The sequence below is a fragment of the Actinomyces urogenitalis genome (assembly GCF_002861525.1).
Classification (GTDB): domain Bacteria; phylum Actinomycetota; class Actinomycetes; order Actinomycetales; family Actinomycetaceae; genus Actinomyces; species Actinomyces urogenitalis.
The window spans coordinates 43,175-60,698 of sequence record NZ_PKHA01000003.1 but is presented as its reverse complement, the minus strand read 5'-3'; the positions used below and the strand labels follow the sequence as shown (position 1 = coordinate 60,698).

14 protein-coding genes and 1 pseudogene are annotated in these 17,524 nt (G+C 67.3%); 13 read left to right on the top strand and 2 right to left on the bottom strand.

What is annotated here, in order from left to right; all coding sequences use genetic code 11:
- Positions 1-8: 8 nt before the first annotated feature.
- Positions 9-3,602, top strand: a complete 3,594-nt coding sequence (gene dnaE, locus CYJ26_RS04415) for a DNA polymerase III subunit alpha (RefSeq protein ID WP_101638031.1) — start codon at positions 9-11, stop codon at positions 3,600-3,602.
- Positions 3,603-3,622: 20 nt separating this feature from the next.
- Here the strand turns inward: dnaE and CYJ26_RS04410 are convergent, their stop codons facing one another.
- Positions 3,623-3,874 carry an RNA-binding S4 domain-containing protein gene (locus CYJ26_RS04410; protein WP_034237259.1) on the bottom strand — a complete coding sequence of 84 codons (252 nt, stop codon included), beginning with the start codon at positions 3,872-3,874 and terminating at the stop codon, positions 3,623-3,625.
- On the opposite strand from CYJ26_RS04410, the gene CYJ26_RS04405 reads away from it, so the two are divergent.
- Positions 3,873-4,295, top strand: coding sequence for a cupredoxin domain-containing protein (locus CYJ26_RS04405; RefSeq protein WP_101638030.1), 423 nt, complete (start codon positions 3,873-3,875; stop codon positions 4,293-4,295). The genes CYJ26_RS04410 and CYJ26_RS04405 overlap by 2 nt on opposite strands.
- A 36-nt stretch (positions 4,296-4,331) precedes the next feature.
- On the opposite strand, the gene CYJ26_RS04400 is transcribed toward CYJ26_RS04405, so the two are convergent.
- Entirely contained in the window at positions 4,332-5,921 is a 1,590-nt protein-coding gene (locus CYJ26_RS04400) for a xylulokinase (protein WP_101638029.1), read from the bottom strand.
- Positions 5,922-6,214: 293 nt separating this feature from the next.
- On the opposite strand from CYJ26_RS04400, the gene CYJ26_RS04395 reads away from it, so the two are divergent.
- The 11 genes and pseudogenes from CYJ26_RS04395 (at position 6,215) to CYJ26_RS04350 (ending at position 17,360) form a co-directional block, all read left to right on the top strand.
- On the top strand, positions 6,215-6,808 hold the full coding sequence (locus CYJ26_RS04395; protein ID WP_145990764.1) for a hypothetical protein: 594 nt from the start codon (positions 6,215-6,217) through the stop codon (positions 6,806-6,808).
- Positions 6,809-6,846: 38 nt separating this feature from the next.
- Positions 6,847-7,902, top strand: coding sequence for an asparaginase (locus tag CYJ26_RS04390; protein ID WP_219619536.1), 1,056 nt, complete (start codon positions 6,847-6,849; stop codon positions 7,900-7,902).
- Between the two features lie 48 nt (positions 7,903-7,950).
- Positions 7,951-8,931 (top strand): alpha/beta fold hydrolase, encoded by a 981-nt coding sequence (locus CYJ26_RS04385; RefSeq protein WP_006548784.1) that lies wholly within the window; start codon positions 7,951-7,953, stop codon positions 8,929-8,931.
- 162 nt (positions 8,932-9,093) lie between these two features.
- Positions 9,094-10,110 (top strand): LacI family DNA-binding transcriptional regulator, encoded by a 1,017-nt coding sequence (locus tag CYJ26_RS04380; protein WP_244902027.1) that lies wholly within the window; start codon positions 9,094-9,096, stop codon positions 10,108-10,110.
- Between the two features lie 87 nt (positions 10,111-10,197).
- Positions 10,198-11,511 (top strand): ABC transporter substrate-binding protein, encoded by a 1,314-nt coding sequence (locus CYJ26_RS04375; RefSeq protein ID WP_101638026.1) that lies wholly within the window; start codon positions 10,198-10,200, stop codon positions 11,509-11,511.
- A gap of 103 nt (positions 11,512-11,614) precedes the next feature.
- The gene (locus CYJ26_RS04370; RefSeq protein WP_024035778.1) at positions 11,615-12,550 is read left to right on the top strand and encodes a carbohydrate ABC transporter permease; all 936 of its coding nucleotides are present in this window, start codon (positions 11,615-11,617) and stop codon (positions 12,548-12,550) included.
- Between the two features lies 1 nt (position 12,551).
- On the top strand, positions 12,552-13,424 hold the full coding sequence (locus CYJ26_RS04365; protein WP_180950847.1) for a carbohydrate ABC transporter permease: 873 nt from the start codon (positions 12,552-12,554) through the stop codon (positions 13,422-13,424).
- Positions 13,425-13,487: 63 nt separating this feature from the next.
- Positions 13,488-15,770 carry an alpha-xylosidase gene (yicI, locus tag CYJ26_RS04360; RefSeq protein ID WP_101638023.1) on the top strand — a complete coding sequence of 761 codons (2,283 nt, stop codon included), beginning with the start codon at positions 13,488-13,490 and terminating at the stop codon, positions 15,768-15,770.
- A 253-nt stretch (positions 15,771-16,023) separates the two neighbouring features.
- Positions 16,024-16,475: pseudogene (locus tag CYJ26_RS11245) on the top strand (ADP-ribosylglycohydrolase family protein); the annotation flags it as partial.
- A 33-nt stretch (positions 16,476-16,508) separates the two neighbouring features.
- Positions 16,509-16,778 carry an ADP-ribosylglycohydrolase family protein gene (locus CYJ26_RS10995; protein ID WP_048780338.1) on the top strand — a complete coding sequence of 90 codons (270 nt, stop codon included), beginning with the start codon at positions 16,509-16,511 and terminating at the stop codon, positions 16,776-16,778.
- A 27-nt stretch (positions 16,779-16,805) separates the two neighbouring features.
- Complete coding sequence (locus tag CYJ26_RS04350) at positions 16,806-17,360, top strand: hypothetical protein (protein WP_145990763.1); 555 nt, start codon at positions 16,806-16,808, stop codon at positions 17,358-17,360.
- Positions 17,361-17,524: the final 164 nt, after the last annotated feature.

The following is a 17,524-nucleotide window of genomic DNA, read 5'->3' as shown; positions in this document are numbered from 1 at the left end:
ATGGGCCCATGGCTGATCCCGGTACCCAGGCACCTGAGGCTAAGAAGGACGACTTCGTCCACCTCCACGTCCACACGGACTACTCGATGCTCGACGGCGCCGGGAAGATCAAGGACTACGTCGCCGAGGCCAAGAGGCTGGGGCAGCCGGCGCTGGCCATCACCGACCACGGCTACATGTTCGGCGCCTACGAGTTCTACGAGGCTGCGCGCAAGGCTGGTATCAAGCCGATCGTGGGCGTCGAGGCCTATATGACCCCCGGGACCTCGCGCTTTGACAAGACGCGCGTGTTCTGGGGAGAGGAGTCCCAACGCTCCGACGACGTCTCGGCGCGAGGCTCCTACACGCATATGACACTGCTCTCGCGTAATGACGAGGGACTGCACAACCTCATGCGCCTGGACTCCTACGCCTCCTTGGAAGGCCAGTGGGGCAAGTCCCCGCGTATGGACCGCGAGCTGCTCCAGCGCTACGCCTCCGGGCTCATCGGCACCTCCGGCTGCCCGTCCTCGGAGATCCAGACGCGGCTGCGCCTGGGGCAGTGGGAGGAGGCACTGCGCTGCGCCGGGGAGCTGCAGGACATCTTCGGCAAGGAGTTCTTCTACGTCGAGCTGATGGACCACGGCCTGGAGATCGAGCAGCGGGTGACCAAGGACCTGCTGCGCCTGGCCAAGGAGATCGGCGCACCCCTGCTGGCCACCAACGACTCCCACTACGTACGCCCCGAGGACCGCACCATCCAGGACGCGATGCTGTGCATCAACTCCGGCTCGGTGCTCTCCGATCCCGACCGCTTCAAGTTCGACGGCGACACCTACTACCTGCGTCCCGGACGGGAGATGCGTGAGCTCTTCCGCGAGATGCCGCAGGCCTGTGACAACACCCTGCTCGTGGCCGAGCAGTGCGACGTCCACTTCGCCACCGTGGACGAGGGAGCCTCCTTCATGCCGGCCTTCCCCGTGCCCGAGGGGGAGACCATGGAGTCCTGGTTCATCAAGGAGTGCTGGAAGGGGATGGACAAGCGCTTCGGCGGTAACATCCCCGAGGACTGCCGCAAGCAGGCCGAGTACGAGATCGGCGTCATCGTCCAGATGGGGTTCCCCGGCTACTTCCTGGTGGTGGCTGACTACATCAACTGGGCCAAGAACCACAGCATCCGCGTGGGACCGGGGCGTGGGTCCGGAGCCGGCTCCATGGTTGCCTACGCCATGGGGATCACCGAGCTCAATCCTCTCCAGCACGGCCTCATCTTCGAGCGCTTCCTCAACCCCGAGCGCATCTCCATGCCGGATATCGACGTCGACTTCGACGAGCGCCGGCGTGAGGAAGTCATTGACTACGTCAAGGCCAAGTACGGCGCGGACAAGATCAGCCAGGTCGTTACCTACGGTGTCATCAAGGCCAAGCAGTCCCTGAAGGACTCCAGCCGCGTCATGGGCTACCCCTACGCCGTCGGTGACCGGCTGACCAAGGCGATGCCTCCCACCATCATGGGTAAGGACATCACCATCAAGGGCATCTTCAATCCCGAGGACGAGCGCTACGGGGAGGCCGCGGAGTTCCGCGCCCTGCACGCTGAGGACCCCGATGCCCAGAAGATCGTTGAGCTCGCCCAGGGGCTGGAGGGCATGACCCGCCAGTGGGGCGTGCACGCCTGCGCCGTCATCATGTCCAGCGCCACGCTGACTGACATCATCCCGATGATGCAGCGCCTGCAGGACGGCGCCTACATCACCCAGTTCGACTACCCCACCTGTGAGCACCTGGGGCTGCTCAAGATGGACTTCCTGGGCCTGCGCAACCTCACGGTCATCTCCGATGCCCTGGAGAACATCGTGGCCAACGGCAAGGAGCCGCTGGACATCGACCACGTCGCCCTGGATGACGCCGAGACCTACCAGCTGCTCTCGCGCGGGGAGACCCTGGGCGTCTTCCAGCTCGATGGCGGTGGTATGCGCACGCTGCTGCGGCTGATGAAGCCTGACAACTTCGAGGACATCTCCGCCGTCGGCGCCCTGTACCGTCCCGGGCCCATGGGTGCGGAGTCACACACCAACTATGCCCTGCGCAAGAACGGCCAGCAGGAGATCACCCCGATCCACCCGGAGCTCAAGGAGGCCCTGGAACCCATCCTGGGCAACACCTACGGCCTCATCGTCTACCAGGAGCAGGTGATGAAGATCGCCACCGACCTGGCGGGCTTCACGATGGGTAAGGCCGACGCCCTGCGCAAGGCCATGGGTAAGAAGAAGATGGACATCCTGGCCAAGATGTTCGTCGAGTTCGAGGCCGGGATGGTGGCCAACGGCTTCTCCAAGGAGAGCGTCAAGACCCTGTGGGACGTCGTGGTGCCCTTCGCCAAGTACGCCTTCAACAAGGCGCACTCGGCGGCCTACGGCGTGGTGTCCTACTGGACCGCGTACCTCAAGACCCACTACCCGACGGAGTACATGGCGGCGCTGCTGACCAGCCAGAAGGACAACAAGGACAAGCTGGCGCTCTACCTCGGCGAGTGCCGTCACATGGGCATCAAGGTGCTGCCCCCGGACGTCAACGCCTCGCGTGCCCAGTTCTCCGCCGTCGGCTCGGACATCCGCTTCGGGCTCGGGGCGATCCGCAACGTGGGCGCCAACGTGGTCGACGGGATCGTCGCAGCCCGTGAGGAACAGGGCGACTTCACCAGCTTTGAGGACTTCCTGGACAAGGTGCCGGCGGTGGTGTGCAACAAGCGCACGATCGACTCGTTGATCAAGGCCGGTGCCTTTGACTCCCTGGGCAAGTCACGTCGCTCCCTGCAGGCCTGCCATGAGGACTTCGTTGACGAGATCATCGGGGTCAAGCGCAACGAGGCCGTGGGACAGTTCGACCTCTTCGCCTCGCTGGGCGGTGGCGACCAGGCGTCTGAGGACCCTGCCTTCGGCTCCGGCCCGGTCTTCTCCTCCGAGGTCCCGGACCTGCCTGAGTGGGACAAGAAGGACAAGCTGGCCTTCGAGCGCGACATGCTGGGCCTCTACGTCTCTGACCACCCGCTGCTGGGCCTGGAGGGCATGCTCTCCAAGCTGGCGGACGTCGAGATCGCTGACCTGCTGGAGAACGAGGAGCGGCCTGACGGTGCCATGGTGACGGTGGCCGGGCTCATCACCTCCCTGCAGCGCAAGACCACCAAGCAGGGCAACCTGTGGGCCATCGCGCAGGTGGAGGACCTGGGCGGAACGGTGGAGGCGCTCTTCTTCCCCGCGACCTACCAGACAGTCTCCACGATGCTGGCTCCTGACACGGTGGTGACCCTGCGCGGGCGGGTCAACCGGCGTGACGGGCAGGTGGCCCTGGCGGTCCAGGAGATGACGATTCCCGATGTCTCCAGCGCGACGCACGAGTCCGTGACCCTGACGCTGCCGACCAACCGCTGCACCGGCCCGCTCATTGACCAGCTCAAGACCGTGCTGGAGAAGCACCCCGGGATGAGCCCGGTCAGGCTCACGCTGACGAGCAAGTACCGCGAGGTGCGTACCCAGCTGAGCAACTCCCTGCGGGTGGAGGCTTCACAGGCCTTCTACTCCGACGTCAAGGCGCTCCTGGGCCCGGGGTGCCTCAAGCACTGAAGGCCCGGGACCGCCGGCCCCTACTCTTGCGCAGCGACGACGGCGCCCGCGGCCTGGGCCGGTAGCTCGACCTCGACGACGTCCCCAGCAGCCAGGTGGTGGCCGCGCCGGGTCTCGACCTCGCCGTTGACCCTCACGTCACCGGACTGGATCGCGATCCGCGCCTCGGCGCCGTCCTCGACCAAGCCTGCCAGCTTGAGGAACTGGCCGAGCTTGATCTCGCCGCGCACGAGCACGGTCGGGTACTGGTAGGCGTCATGGGTCTGGCTCATGGCACCAGTCTTCCAGGTCACCGGGCATGATGGCCTTGTGAAGCGTGACCCTGTGAAGCATGAGCCGCTGGCCTCGGACCGGCTCGTCCTCGTCGTCGGTCAGCGCTACCCGGTGGGGGAGCGGTGCCACACTCTGACCCCGCGCCTGGCGCAGGCGACGGTGCGCTCCCGCGAGGTCCTGGTGGAGCTTGCGGGCCACGGTGAGGTCATCACCTACGGCGAGCTCAGTCAGGCCATCGGTGGCCTGGTTCTTCCCCGGCACATGGGCCCGTTGCTGCACATGCTGGGGCACGACTGTGCCAGACGGGGCGAGCCGGACCTGGCCGCCCTGGTCGTCTCGGCGACCAGCGGTGAGGTGTCCACCCCGGACAGCGCCTGGGCGCAGCCGGCGCGTGAGGCCTGCTGGGCCTACTGGTCCTGAGCCGGCCCGAGAGGCCTCAAGGTGGGTGAGGTCGGCTCAGAATGCCTCGACGGCGGCTTTTTGCAGGGGTAGTCCGGCGATGAAGTGTTCCAGGTAGTGCTGGTACTCGGTGACTTGTTCGGGTGTGGCTTGGAGGGTGAGGGCCTGTTGTGTGGTGTTGACGGTGTTGTCGATCCAGTCTTCGAGCGTGGTGTTTTGGGCCCATTGGGAGTAGGCGGCTAGGAGTGCCATGCCCCAGGCGCCGCCTTCGGAGGCTGTGGTGGAGACGGTGACGGGGGTGTCGAAGGCTGCGGCGAGGACCTGTTGGGGGATGCGTGGGGTCTTGAAGATGCCGCCGTGGGCGTGCATGGAGTCGATGGTGATGTTGGTGGTGCGGCGCAGGATCTGGACTCCGTGGGCCATGGAGGCGAATAGGGCGAACAGGTGGGAGCGCATGAGGCCGGCTAGTCCGAACTTGGCGTTGGGGCGGCGCAGGGTGAGGGGGCGTCCTTCGGTCAGGCCTACCAGGGCGTCGCCGGATAGGAAGTTGTAGGACATTGTTCCTGCCTGGTCCATGGTGGTGGTGTCGGCGGCGGTGAGGAGGAGGTCGAATAGGGGGCCGCGGTCGATGGGGTGGCCCAGGGCGGTGGCGAACTGGGAGAAGACCTCGACCCAGGCGTTGAGGTCGGAGGTGCAGTTGTTGGCGTGGGCCATGGCGACGGGGCGGCCGGTGGGGGTGGCGACGAGGTCGATTTCGGGGATGAGGGTGCGTAGGGGCTGGTCCAGGACGATCATGGCGAAGGCGCTGGTGCCGGCTGAGACGTTGCCGGTGCGGGGGCGTAGGGCGGCGGTGGCGACCATGCCGGTGCCGGCGTCTCCTTCGGGCGGGCACAGGGGGATACCTGCTTGGAGGGTACCGGTGGGGTCGAGCAGGGTGGCGCCGTCGGGGGTGAGGGTGCCGGCTTCCTGGCCGGCCAGGGCGACCTCGGGTAGGACCTGGGCCAGGTGCCAGGGCGCGGAGACGGCCTGGTCGAAGGCGGCGAGCATGTGTGGGTCGAAGGAGGCGCCGTCGGCTCCGATGGGGAAGACGCCGGAGGCCTCGCCCACGCCCAGGACGTGGCGGCCGGTCAGGCGCCAGTGGATGTAGCCGGCCAGGGTGGTCACCCGGTTGATGTGGGGTACGTGGGGCTCTGCGGTGGTGATGGCGCGGTGGAGGTGGGAGATGGTCCAGCGTTGGGGGATGTTGAGGCCGAACAGCTGGGACAGGGCGGCGGAGGACTCGGCGGTGATGGTGTTGCGCCAGGTGCGGAAGGGGGTCAGGAGCTGGCCCTGGGCGTCTAGGGCGATGTAGCCGTGCATCATGCCCGAGATCCCGATGGCTCCGGTGGTGGTCAGGGCAAGGCCGTGAGTGTCCTTGAGGTCGTTGGCCAGGGCGGTGTAGGCGGCGCGCAGGCCGGTGATGATCTCCTCCAGGCGGTAGGTCCACACCCCGTCGACCAGGGAGTTGTCCCAGTCGTGCGCGCCGGAGGCGAGCACTGTGCCAGCAGGATCGATCAGCACCGCCTTGATCCGGGTGGAACCAAACTCAATACCCAACGCAGTCCGAGTCAGGTCCAGGGGGGTCGAGGTGGTGGGGTGCTGAGACATCCGAGGGCTCCGTTGCGTGTCGGTGGGTGGGTCACAGTGGCGTCGTGGTGGTCGAGGACGTCACCGGTCTGGAACCGAGTGTAGACGGGATCCGCCCTGAATGTGAACGTTCACTTGTGTCAGAGTTCGTGTCGTACCTCCTGCGTAGCCTCAGGGTCATGAGGACAGGCGTGAGCGGGACCGCGGTAGCGTGCCCGGCGGACAAGGCAAGGCAGCCGTCACCACTGAGCTGTGCCCTGGTGACCAGGATGGGGGCCAATGCGGCGCTGGTCCGTGTCTGGCCGGAGGAGGGGATGCCCGCCGTCATTGACGGCGCGAGGCAGGAGGGCTTTGACCTTCAGCTCCCCGTGCCCGGCCGCTCTTGGACCGTGTGGTGGCAGAGGCAGGACTTTGAGGATGAGCGTATGGGGCAGCTGGCGCAGGCCCTGACCCGGCGGGGCGTGCTGGCCTACGCCTATGCCGGCTCCTGTGATGAGGCTCTTCTCCTAGAGAAGCCCACCGCGGAGCAGATGGTCATGAGGCCGCTGAAGCGGCTGCTCAGCGCACCGCGGACGGGACAGCGCACGGTCTTCGTCCAGGTGGTGGTGTGGGACGCCCCGAGCGCTGCTGGGGCCGAGGGATGCGGCCTGGACGGGCAGGAGCGGATGCGCAGCGTGATCTACGGCGCCGGTGCGGACCTGGTCCGCCTGCGCCCGTTCCTGGCCAGGAGGTTCGTCGTCGAGACCGTGTCAGATACGTGGGGCATCTGTGCGCTGAGCATGGAGCACGTCGACGTCAGCGCCGCCCTCGCCACGCGTGAGGAGGTGATGGAGGATCTCAGGCGCTGCCTGGCCAGCGCCCGCTTCAACACCTTGATCACTACCGCGGACCTGCGTCGGGGTGCCTGAGGCTGGTGGGCTGAGTCTGAGGCGGACACAATGGGCGGGTGAAAGCTGCCGAGCATCGCGTCACGGACGCATCGTCTGACCCGTCCACCGTCTTCGCAGGGCTCGGCCCGGCCGGGATGGTGCCGTTGGTGGCCGCTACTCGCGGAGGCAGCCCGCAGCGCCCGACGATCGAGTCCGTCCACTACGGCAGCCTGGTGGCCCTGGGCGCCCACGGTGACGTGGTGCTCCAGGCCGGGGATGTGCACAGCGGTGTCTTCGCCCGCTCGGCGCTCAAGCCCTTGTTTGCCGTCGGCATGGTGCGTGCGGGGCTGGAGCTGGAGCCGCGTCAGCTGGCGCTGGCCTGCGCCAGCCACTCCGGTGGGGCTGAGCACCTGGAGATCGTCACCTCCATCCTTCGCCGCTACGGCCTGGGCCCGGCAGACCTGCGCAACACCCCGGGGGTGCCGATCGGGGGCCCTGAACGTCGCGCCTTCACGGCCTCGGGCGCCCGGCCTGACCGCCTGCACCAGAATTGCTCGGGCAAGCATGCCGCCATGATGGCCACTGCCGTGGCCTGCGGGTGGGACCCTGCCGGCTACCTTGAGCACGACCACCCGGTGGCCGCACTGGTGCGTTCGAGCGTCGAGGAGCTGACCGGCTGCCGGATCGACCCGTCCACGATCACGCGCGACGGCTGCGGCGCCGAGGTCTATCCCCTGCCACTGGTGGGACTGGCCCGGGCCTATGGCCGCTTGACCAGCGCGGTTCCGGGCAGCGCCGAGTACGCGGTGGCGCAGGCGATGAGTACCTGGCCCGAGCTGGTGGGCGGCCAGGGGCGCGACGTCACGGCGCTCATGCGGGCCCTGCCGGGCGCGGTCGCGAAGGACGGAGCCGAGGGCGTGTACGCCCTGGCTCTTGCAGGAGGGGCGTGCCTGGCCGTCAAGATCGCTGACGGCGCCTCACGTGCTCGGGTGCCGGCCATGCTGCCGGCCCTGCGTGCCCTCGGCGTTCAGGGGGACCTGGGTGAGCGGCTGGAGGAAGCGCTCCCGGCACAGGTGCTGGGCTGGGGCGAGCCGGTCGGCAGCCTGATCGCCCTGTTGCGAGCGTGGGAGTAAGGTCGCAGGCACATCGATCTGCTGCAACATCTGACAGAGAGGTCAGTCATGGCACTGCACGAGACACCGTTCACCTCCATCAACGGCCGCGACGAGATCCAGGCCTGGATCTATGAGCCGACCACGCCCGCGCGTGCGATCGTCCAGATCGTCCATGGCCTAGGGGAGCACTCGCGTCGTTACCTCCACCTCATCACCGCCCTCCTGGACGTCGGCTTCGTCGTCGCTGCTGATGACCACGCCGGCCACGGCCGCACGGCGATGCTCTCCGGCGTGTGGCAGGACGCCGGGGAGGACGGTGCCAGCGTCGTCGTCGAGGACGAACAACAGCTGCGTCAGATCGTCACCGAGCGTCACCCGGACCTGCCCTACGTCGTCTTCGGCCACTCCTGGGGCTCCATGATCGCCCGCTCGCTGGCCACCACCCACCCCCAGGGTCTGGCTGGCCTGGCGCTGTGCGGCGTCGCCGCCTCGATGAAGGGCATGCGCAACCCCCATGTGCGTGATGCTCTGGACGCGGCGATCGCTGAGCGCGGGGGACAGGCGCTGGACAGCGACAACCTGACCGCCGCCATGTTCGAGGGCTTCCTCGACCGCTTTGGGGAGGGGGCGGGACCCACCGACTGGGTCGCCTCCGACCCGCAGGTGGTCGCTGACCACGCCGTGGACCCGTACAACAATTTCGGGGCGCCAATGACCTTGCGCTTCGGCCGCTCCTTTATCGAGCTCTATGACCGCGCCAATGCCGAGGGGTGGATGTCTCCGGTCTCCACCGAGCTGCCGGTGCTCCTGCTGGCTGGAGACCAGGACCCGGTGGCGGACTTCGGCCATGGGGCCTACGTCGTGGCCAATTCCTTGTGGGATGCGGGATTCCATGACGTGCGCACGCGTGTTTACACCGGAATGCGTCACGAGGTGCACAACGAGCCGGCCACCCGTGCCGAGGTGGAGGCGGAGATCATCGCCTTCGTCGAGCACTGCGTCGCCAAGGCCTCTTCACGCCTCCTGCGCGGCCGGGGCGCTGCCTGAGCCCGGCCGTCCGAGACTGCCTGATCGGGCGATCATCGAAAATGTTCGATGATCGCCCGATCTGCTTGCCTGGGGATCGGGGCACCTTCCATCCTTATTGAAGCGTTTCGACGAAGCGCTTCGATTCGAGGCTCTCACAAGGAGGTGGGCTGGGTGGCCACCATGCAGGACGTCGCCAAGCGGGCCAACGTGGCCGTCTCCACGGTCTCCTACGCCCTGTCAGGCGCACGCCCCGTAGCCCGAGCCACCGCCGAGCGCATTCGTCAGGCCATGGAGGAGCTCGACTACGAGCCCAATGCGATGGCACGCGGACTGGCGCGCCGGCGCTCCTACACGCTGGCCATGAGCTTCCCCGAGTTCGACACCGCGATGGGAGAGACCGTCTTCGGCATCGTCCGCGGCGCCCAGCGCGCGGCTGCGGAGCTTGGCTACCACCTGGCGGTGTGGCCCGTCAGCCGCGATCGCGGAGGCGCCGAGCTGGCCACGATCGTGCGCCAGGGCAAGGCCGACGGCGTGCTGCTGGTCGAGGTCGCCGTCGCTGACCCCCGGGTGAGCCACCTGCAGGAGGCGGAGATCCCCTTCGTGCTCGTGGGGCGCACCGAGGATTCCTCGGCCTACGCCTACGTCGACATCGACTTCGAGGAGGCTATCGACTCCGCGGTCCGGCGCCTGCACGCTCTGGGCCACGAGCGCATCGCCTTCGTCGGACGCCCACAGACCCAGGTCGCCACCGGCTACGGGCCGGCCGTGCGCTCACGCACCATCTACCGGGCCTCGATGGAGTCCCTGGGGCTTGCTCCAGCCACGGTCTCCTGCGACGCGAGCCCCGTGGCTGGCCGGCAGCTGGCTCGCAGCCTGTGGACGCAGACCAACCGCCCCACGGCTCTCGTCGTCCTCAACGACATGGCGACCTTGGGCCTGCTCGCTGGCTTCCACGAGATGGGCCTGGACGTGCCAGGTGATATCTCCGTCGTCGGCGCCGTGTCCTCCCGGCCCCTGTCCGCCATGACCTACCCGCCCCTGACCACCTCCCACGGGCCGGGGGAGGAGATGGGAGCCTACGCCGCCCAGGCGCTTGTGGCTCTCCTGGACGGCCAGATCGCCCCGACCGACTGCCAGCGCCTGGTGCGCTGCGCCCTCGTGGCCGGCGAGACCATCGGCCCGGTCCCCGCGCCCTAGACGGCGCCCACGCACGTCCCCGCGCCACCGGCTCGGGGCATCACACCCAGATCCCAGTAACGGCAACTCAACGCAGAGGTAACGACCATGATCAACCGCAGGACCTTCAACACCCTGGCCATGACGAGCCTGGCGGGCGCCGGCCTGCTCGGCCTGAGCGCGTGCGGAGGCTCGGGCTCCGGATCTGACTCCAAGACCTTCGTCATCTGGGACTACGAGTCTGATGACTCCGCGATGGGCCAGGCCTGGGCCCGCGCCATCGAGATCTTCAAGGAGAAGCACCCCGACGTCACCGTCAAGACCGAGGACCAGACCTTCGAGCAGCTCCAGAAGAACGCCAAGATCGTGCTCACCGGCGACGACGTCCCGGACATCATGGAGTACAACAAGGGCAACGCCACCTCTGGTCAGCTCGCCTCCCAGGGCCTGATCGAGGTCCTGACCGAGCAGGCTACCGAGCGTGGCTGGGACACCAAGCTCCCTACCTCCATCCAGACCACCGCGCGCTACACCGAGGACGGCCTCATGGGTGACGGCGACTGGTATGGCGTGCCCAACTACGGCGAGTACGTCTTCGTCTACTACAACAAGGACATGTTCGACGAGGCGGGCCTGGCCGTGCCCACCACGCTGGAGGAGCTGGAGGCCGTGTGCGACGCCTTCGTGGCGCGTGGACAGGTGCCGCTGGCTGAGGCCGGCTCGGAGTACCCCATGGGACAGCTGTGGTACCAGCTCATCCTGGCCCAGGCCGACCGTTCCTTCGTTGACTCCTACCAGCTGTTCAAGGGCGACGTCGACTGGAGCGCGGACCCGGTCAAGGCTGGTACCGCCAAGCTCGTGGAGTGGATCGGCAAGGGCTACGTGGCCCCGGACTCGGCGGGCCTGACCGCTGAGGACGCCGGAGCCTCCTTCATCGCCGGTTCCTACCCGATGTTCGTCTCCGGCTCGTGGTGGTTCGGCCGCATGGTCGCTGACATCACCGGCTTCACCTGGGACCAGTTCCTCTTCCCCGGCTCCAAGCTGTCCATCGGCTCCTCCGGCAACCTGTGGGTGGTGCCCACCAACGCCAAGAACAAGGAGCTGGCCTACGACTTCATCGACATCACCCTGTCCGACGAGGTCCAGGAGATTCTGGGGCAGAAGGGCGGTCTGCCGGTGGCCGGCGACGCCTCGACCATCGAGGATGACAAGACCCGCACCCTGACCGAGAACTTCCAGACCATCCTGGACGAGGACGGCCTGGCCTTCTACCCCGACTGGCCGGTGGCTGGCTTCTACGACCAGATCACCTCTGCCATGCAGTCCCTCATCAACGGCTCCAAGAGCCCTGAGGACGTCCTGGCCGACCTCCAGGCAGCCTACGAGGAGGGCAAGAGCGAGATGGGCGTGGGCGAGGAGTAAGCCTTCCCGCCTCCCTCATGACGACGGCGCAGCGCTGAGCGTGAGCCGCGCTGCGCCGTCGTGCCTCCTGAGTCCACCGCGGTCCACACGGAAGAAGCCTCCAGTGCCTACAGCTCGCACGACTACCGTCCACAGGTCCAGGCGCCGTAGCCTGCCCTACCTGCTCTACCTCATCCCCGGGGCGGTCTCCTTCGCCGTCATCATCGCCTTCCCGCTGACGATGAACATCTGGTACTCCCTGCACAAGTGGAAGGGAGGCATGGCCCCGATGCGCTTCATCGGGCTGGACAACTACAAAGCGCTGCTGGCGGACGAGAAGTTCTGGGCCTCCTTTGGCAACTCGATGTACATGATCGTGGCGATGGTGGTCATTCCCACGCTCATCGGCCTGTTCCTGGCCTCGGTGCTCTTCGACTACATCGGCAAGCACTTCAACTCCTCGGTGGCCACCACGCTTCGCGCCATGTACTACCTCCCCCAGATCCTGCCGATCTCCGTGGCCGGGATCGTGTGGAACTGGATCCTCAACTCCCAGACCGGGGCGCTGAACACCATCCTGCGGGGCATCGGGATCGACAACCCGCCCAACTGGCTGGGCTCGACCTCCACCGCGCTGCCGGCGGTCATGTTCGTCCTGATCTGGATCCAGATCGGCTACCCGACGGTGATCTTCATGTCGGCCCTCCAGCGCGTGGACCCTGAGCTCTACGAGGCCGCCGAGCTCGACGGCGCAGGATGGCTGGCTCGTTTCCGCGCCATCACGATCCCGCAGATCAAGCCCGAGACCTTCGTCATCGTGCTGACCTGCACCATCGCCGCGCTCAAGGTCTTCGCGCCGGTCTACGTGCTCACCCGTGGCGGCCCGGAGTCCTCGACCCTGGTGCCCAGCTACTACTCGTACCTCAACTTCTTCGACAAGTCGAAGGTCGGCTACGGAGCCGCGATCTCGACCGTCCTGACCCTTGTCATCATCGTCATCGCCGGCGTCATCCAGTTCTTCCAGAACCGCAGCGCACGCCGTGAAGAGGAGGGCCGCTGACATGAGCGCCACCATTGCCCAGGCCGTTCCGGCCAAGAAGAAGGACCGCTTCCACCGTGGCGTGGCTCGCTGGGTGGTCCTCGCCGTCGTCGGCGTGCTCGCCCTGTTCATGGTCGCGCCCTTCGTCCTCATGGTGATGAACGCCTTCAAGTCCCCGGCTGACTACTCCGGCGGCAGCCCGCTGTCACTGCCTACCAGCTTCTACACCGATGGCCTGGCCTACTTCTGGGAGCGGGTCAACTTCCCGGTCAAGCTGTGGAACTCCATCTGGACCTCGGCGCTGGTGGCCGTGGCCGGAGCCTTCCTGTCCCTGTTCAACGCCTACGCGATCGGCGTGGGACGGGTCAAGGGCAGGGCCTGGATCATCGCCCTGTTCATGATCGCCAACATGCTGCCGCAGGAAGGCCTGATCTACCCGCTGTTCATGATGGCCCAGAAGGTGGGGCTGACTGACAACCCCTGGTCGATCGTCATCATCTTCACCGTCATCCAGTCCGCCTTCGGTACCTATCTGCTCTCCTCTGTGCTGGGCACCTTCCCACGCGCACTGCTGGAGGCTGCCGAGCTCGACGGTGCCAGCCGCTGGGAGATTCTGTGGAAGGTCGTCTTCCCGATCGTGCGCCCCACGATGAGCGTGCTCATGATCTTCTTCTTCATCTGGACCTGGAACGAGTTCTTCATCCCGCTGGTCATGCTCACCTCCAACGACACCCAGACGGTGCCGATCGCGCTGTCCAGCCTCCAGGGCGACCGCATGCTTGACGTACCTACGCTCAACGCCGGCGCGCTGGTCTCCCTCATCCCGACCTTCCTGTTCTTCTTCTTCTTCCAGCGCACCCTGACCCGAGGGGTCACGGCTGGCGCCGTGAAGTAGCGGCCAGGACCTCTTGTCTCCTGGCGCCCCTGAGCGTCACCCTCACTGATCTAAGGACCCCACATGAAGTTCTCTAACGGATACTGGCTCGACCGCGAGGGCTACCAGGTCGAGAAGGCTCGTGGTCTGCTGGACCTGGGACCTACCACGGACGACGGCGCCACTGCCCTGCGCGCCTACGCCCCGGTCCGCCCGGTCACCGGACGCGGCGACACCCTCAACAACCCCCTGCTCACGGCCACCTTCACCGCCGTGGCCGACGGCGTCATCAAGGTCTCGCTGGTCAACCACGCCGGCAGGCGGGACCCCGGGCCTCACTTCGAGGTGACGAGCGAGGCCGGCTACAGCGGCGTCGTCGAACCTGAGGGCTCGGGACTGACCTTGCGCGCCGGGGACCTGGCTGTGCACCTGGAGGAAGGGGCGGACTGGACCGCTCGCTTCACCCACGCCGGCAAGGAGCTGACCACCTCGCTGCCGCGGGCCGTGGCCCACGTCGTCGCTCCAGACGGCCAGACCTACATGCGTGAGCAGCTGAGCCTGCGTCCGGGCGAGCGTGTCTACGGCCTGGGTGAGCGCTTTGGGGCCCTGACCAAGAACGGCCAGAGCGTGGACATCTGGAACGAGGACGGGGGAACTGCCTCCGAGCAGGCCTACAAGAACATCCCCTTCTACCTCACCACCGCCGGCTACGGTGTCTTCGTGGACAACCCGGGAGGGGTCTCCTTCGAGGTGGGCAGTGAGCTGACTACCCGGACCCAGTTCTCGGTGGAGGGCGAGCGCCTGACCTACTACGTCATTGACGGTCCCACCCCCAAGGACGTGCTGCGCCGCTACACGGCCCTGACCGGCCGGGCCCCGATGGTGCCGACCTGGTCCTTCGGGCTGTGGCTGACAACCTCTTTCACCACCTCCTACGACGAGGAAACCGTCACCGGCTTCGTCGACGGGATGGCGCAGCGCAACCTGCCGCTGAGCGTCTTCCACTTCGACTGCTTCTGGATGCGTGGTTTCCACTGGTCTGACTTCGAGTGGGACCCGGCCACCTTCCCGGACCCGGCCGCCATGCTCGAGCGGATGAAGGCCAAGGGACTGAAGATCTGCGTGTGGATCAACCCCTACATCGCCCAGCGCTCGGCACTGTTCACCGAGGGCGCGGCCAAGGGGTACCTGGTACACAAGACCAACGGGGACATCTGGCAGACCGACCTGTGGCAGGCTGGCATGGCGCTGGTCGACTTCACCAATCCCGACGCCGTCGCCTGGTACCGCTCCAAGCTCGCCGGGCTGCTGGAGATGGGCGTGGACTGCTTCAAGACCGACTTCGGTGAGCGCATCCCGGTTCGGGACATCGCTTGGCACGACGGCTCGGACCCTGAGCGGATGCACAACTACTACACCCACCTGTACAACCGCACCGTCTTCGACCTCTTGAGCGAGGTACGCGGTGAGGGCGAGGCCATCCTCTTCGCTCGCTCGGCCACTGCCGGCGGCCAGCAGTTCCCGGTCCACTGGGGCGGGGACAACGAGTCGACCTACGCCTCGATGGGGGAGACCCTGCGCGGTGGCCTGTCACTGACAAGCTCCGGATTCGGCTACTGGAGCCACGACATCGGCGGCTTTGAGGGAACCCCGGACCCGGGCGTGTTCAAGAGGTGGCTGGCCTTCGGGCTGCTGTCCTCCCACGCCCGCCTGCACGGGTCAAGCTCGGTGCGTGTGCCTTGGGCCTTTGACGAGGAGTCGGTGGACGTGGCCCGCCGGTTCATCAACCTGCGCCTGAGCCTGATGCCTTACCTCTACGCCGCCGCCCGTGAGGCCCACGAGACCGGCACGCCGATGATGCGCTCGATGTTCCTGGAGTTCCCGGGTGACCGCGGAGCCTGGGACGTGGACACGCAGTACATGCTCGGCTCCGATCTCCTGGTCGCGCCGGTGATGGACGCCGAGGGCGAGGCGGACGTCTACCTGCCCGAGGGCACGTGGACCTCGTACTGGACTGGCCAGAGCGTCCAGGGCCCGCGCTGGGTCCACGAGAAGCACGGGGTGGAGAGCCTGCCCCTGTACGTGCGCCAGGGCGCTGCGCTGGCGCTGGCTGGCAGCATCACGCGCCCGGAGGAGGACTGGCGTGAGGGCCTGACGGTCCGGGTCGAGGCGCTGGCTGAGGGCGACGAGCGCGTGGTGACGGTCCCGGCTCACGACGGATGTGAGGAGGCCTCGGTCCAGGTGGTGCGGCAGGGACAGGTCCTGCGCGCCACGGCGACGGGCCTGAGCGGTTCCTGGTCGCTGGTCAGCGGCGGCCAGCGGGTCGACGGCGAGGGCGAGACCACGGTGGAGCTCACTGTGGCCTGAGGCCTCCTAGCGCGCCGAAGGTGAACGGGTGCGACCGAGTGAAGGGTGTGGATCTCTTCAATCGGCCGCACCCGTACACGTTGGTCGGGATACCATCGCCTACCTGAGCGAGGGAGGGGCGATAGGAGCACCAACCGGTCCGTCGTCGTCACGGCAGAAGACCAGCGCGCACGAGGCTGCGCCGCAAGTGGACCGTGACCGGCTTGTTGGCGCCCTGCTCGGCCTGGCGGTTGGTGACGCGCTCGGGGCTCCGATGGAGTTCGCCCCACGTGACACCTTGCCGGCTGTGACCGGCATGCGTGGGGGCGGACGCTTCGGCCTGGAGGCCGGGCAGTGGACCGACGACACCTCGATGGCCCTGTGCCTGGCCCGCAGCCTCATTGAGACCGGCACCTTCGATCTGCGCGACCAGGCCGAGCGCTTCCTGCGCTGGCGAGACGAGGGGTACCTGACGAGCACGGGCCGCTGTTTCGGGATCGGTCACCAGACCCTGTGGTCCTTGAGCGACTTCGCGCGCACCAGACGGGTGCTGCGGAGCCCTCCACCCGCTGGACCGCCGGCAACGGCTCTCTCATGCGCCTGGCGCCGGTGGCTATCGCCTTCGCCAGCGACCTGGATCTGGCGGACACGCTGTGCCGGGCGGGCTCGATGACCACGCACCCGTTACCCGTGTGCGTCGAGGCCTGCGGTGCCTGGGGTCGGCTCATTGCCCTGGCGGCACAAGGTGCCAGCCGGGAGGTGCTGTATGCCCACGCCGAGGCCCTGGCCGGCCAGGTTCACGACGGCGCCCTGCTTGCCGTCAACCTCGGCCACGACGCCGACACAGTGGGCTCGGTCTACGGGCAGCTGGCGGGCACGTTCTACGGTCTGAACGCCATACCGCAGAGCTGGGTCCGACAGCTGGCAGACGGTGAGATGGTGCTTGAGACTGCCCACGAGCTGGCTGGCCTGTCCGGCACGGTCGCAGTGAGCGAGGAGACCGCTGGCCTGCTGGACACCACTGGTTAGGATCGAGGCCCAGTGACAGGAGCGAGGATGAGGCCAGCTGCTTCTATGACGACGTGGCGCGGGCTCGTCCTGTGCGCGCTCGCCCTGGCTGTGGTCCTGGTGGCATGGGCCTCAACGGACACCGCACCGCTCATGACGACCACGGCGCCCTCTACCAGGCCCCAGCCGAGCGCGGCGCCCACGGTGCTTCTTCCATCCCTCCAGCCCATCGCCCCACCGGAGCCGCTCGCCGGCACCGGGACGTCCTGGTGGGCCCTGGCCCTGGTCGTCATGGTCGTGCTCGTTGCCGGCGTGCTTGCCTGTCTGGTGGCCTGGCGGCTTGTGCGTTTCCTCCTCGCACACCTGCAGGGTCTCCAGCCGGTTGCCGTTGACACGCCGGCCGAGGGATGCGGTCCTGACCTCGCCCTCCTGAGCCCGAGCCAGGCGGCACGGCAGGTGGAGGCACTGCGGCACGGAAGCCCGGTCAACGCCATTGTGGCGGCCTGGATGGCGCTGGAGCGAGACGTCACGCAGGTCGGTGTGGGGACCCGGCCCCACGAGACCTCCACCGAGCTGGTCCTGCGGGTGCGGGCGCAGCGATAAGTACCGGCCGCGGCGATTGAGGATCTCGCCTCCCTCTACCGCGAGGCCCGTTTCTCCTCCCACGAGATGACCGAGGCGGCACGCAAGCAGACCCGCGGCGGTCTGGCGCAGGTACATGCCGCTTTAGGCCTGAGTGAGGGGCAAGGGCCGCAGGCCGGGGCGTC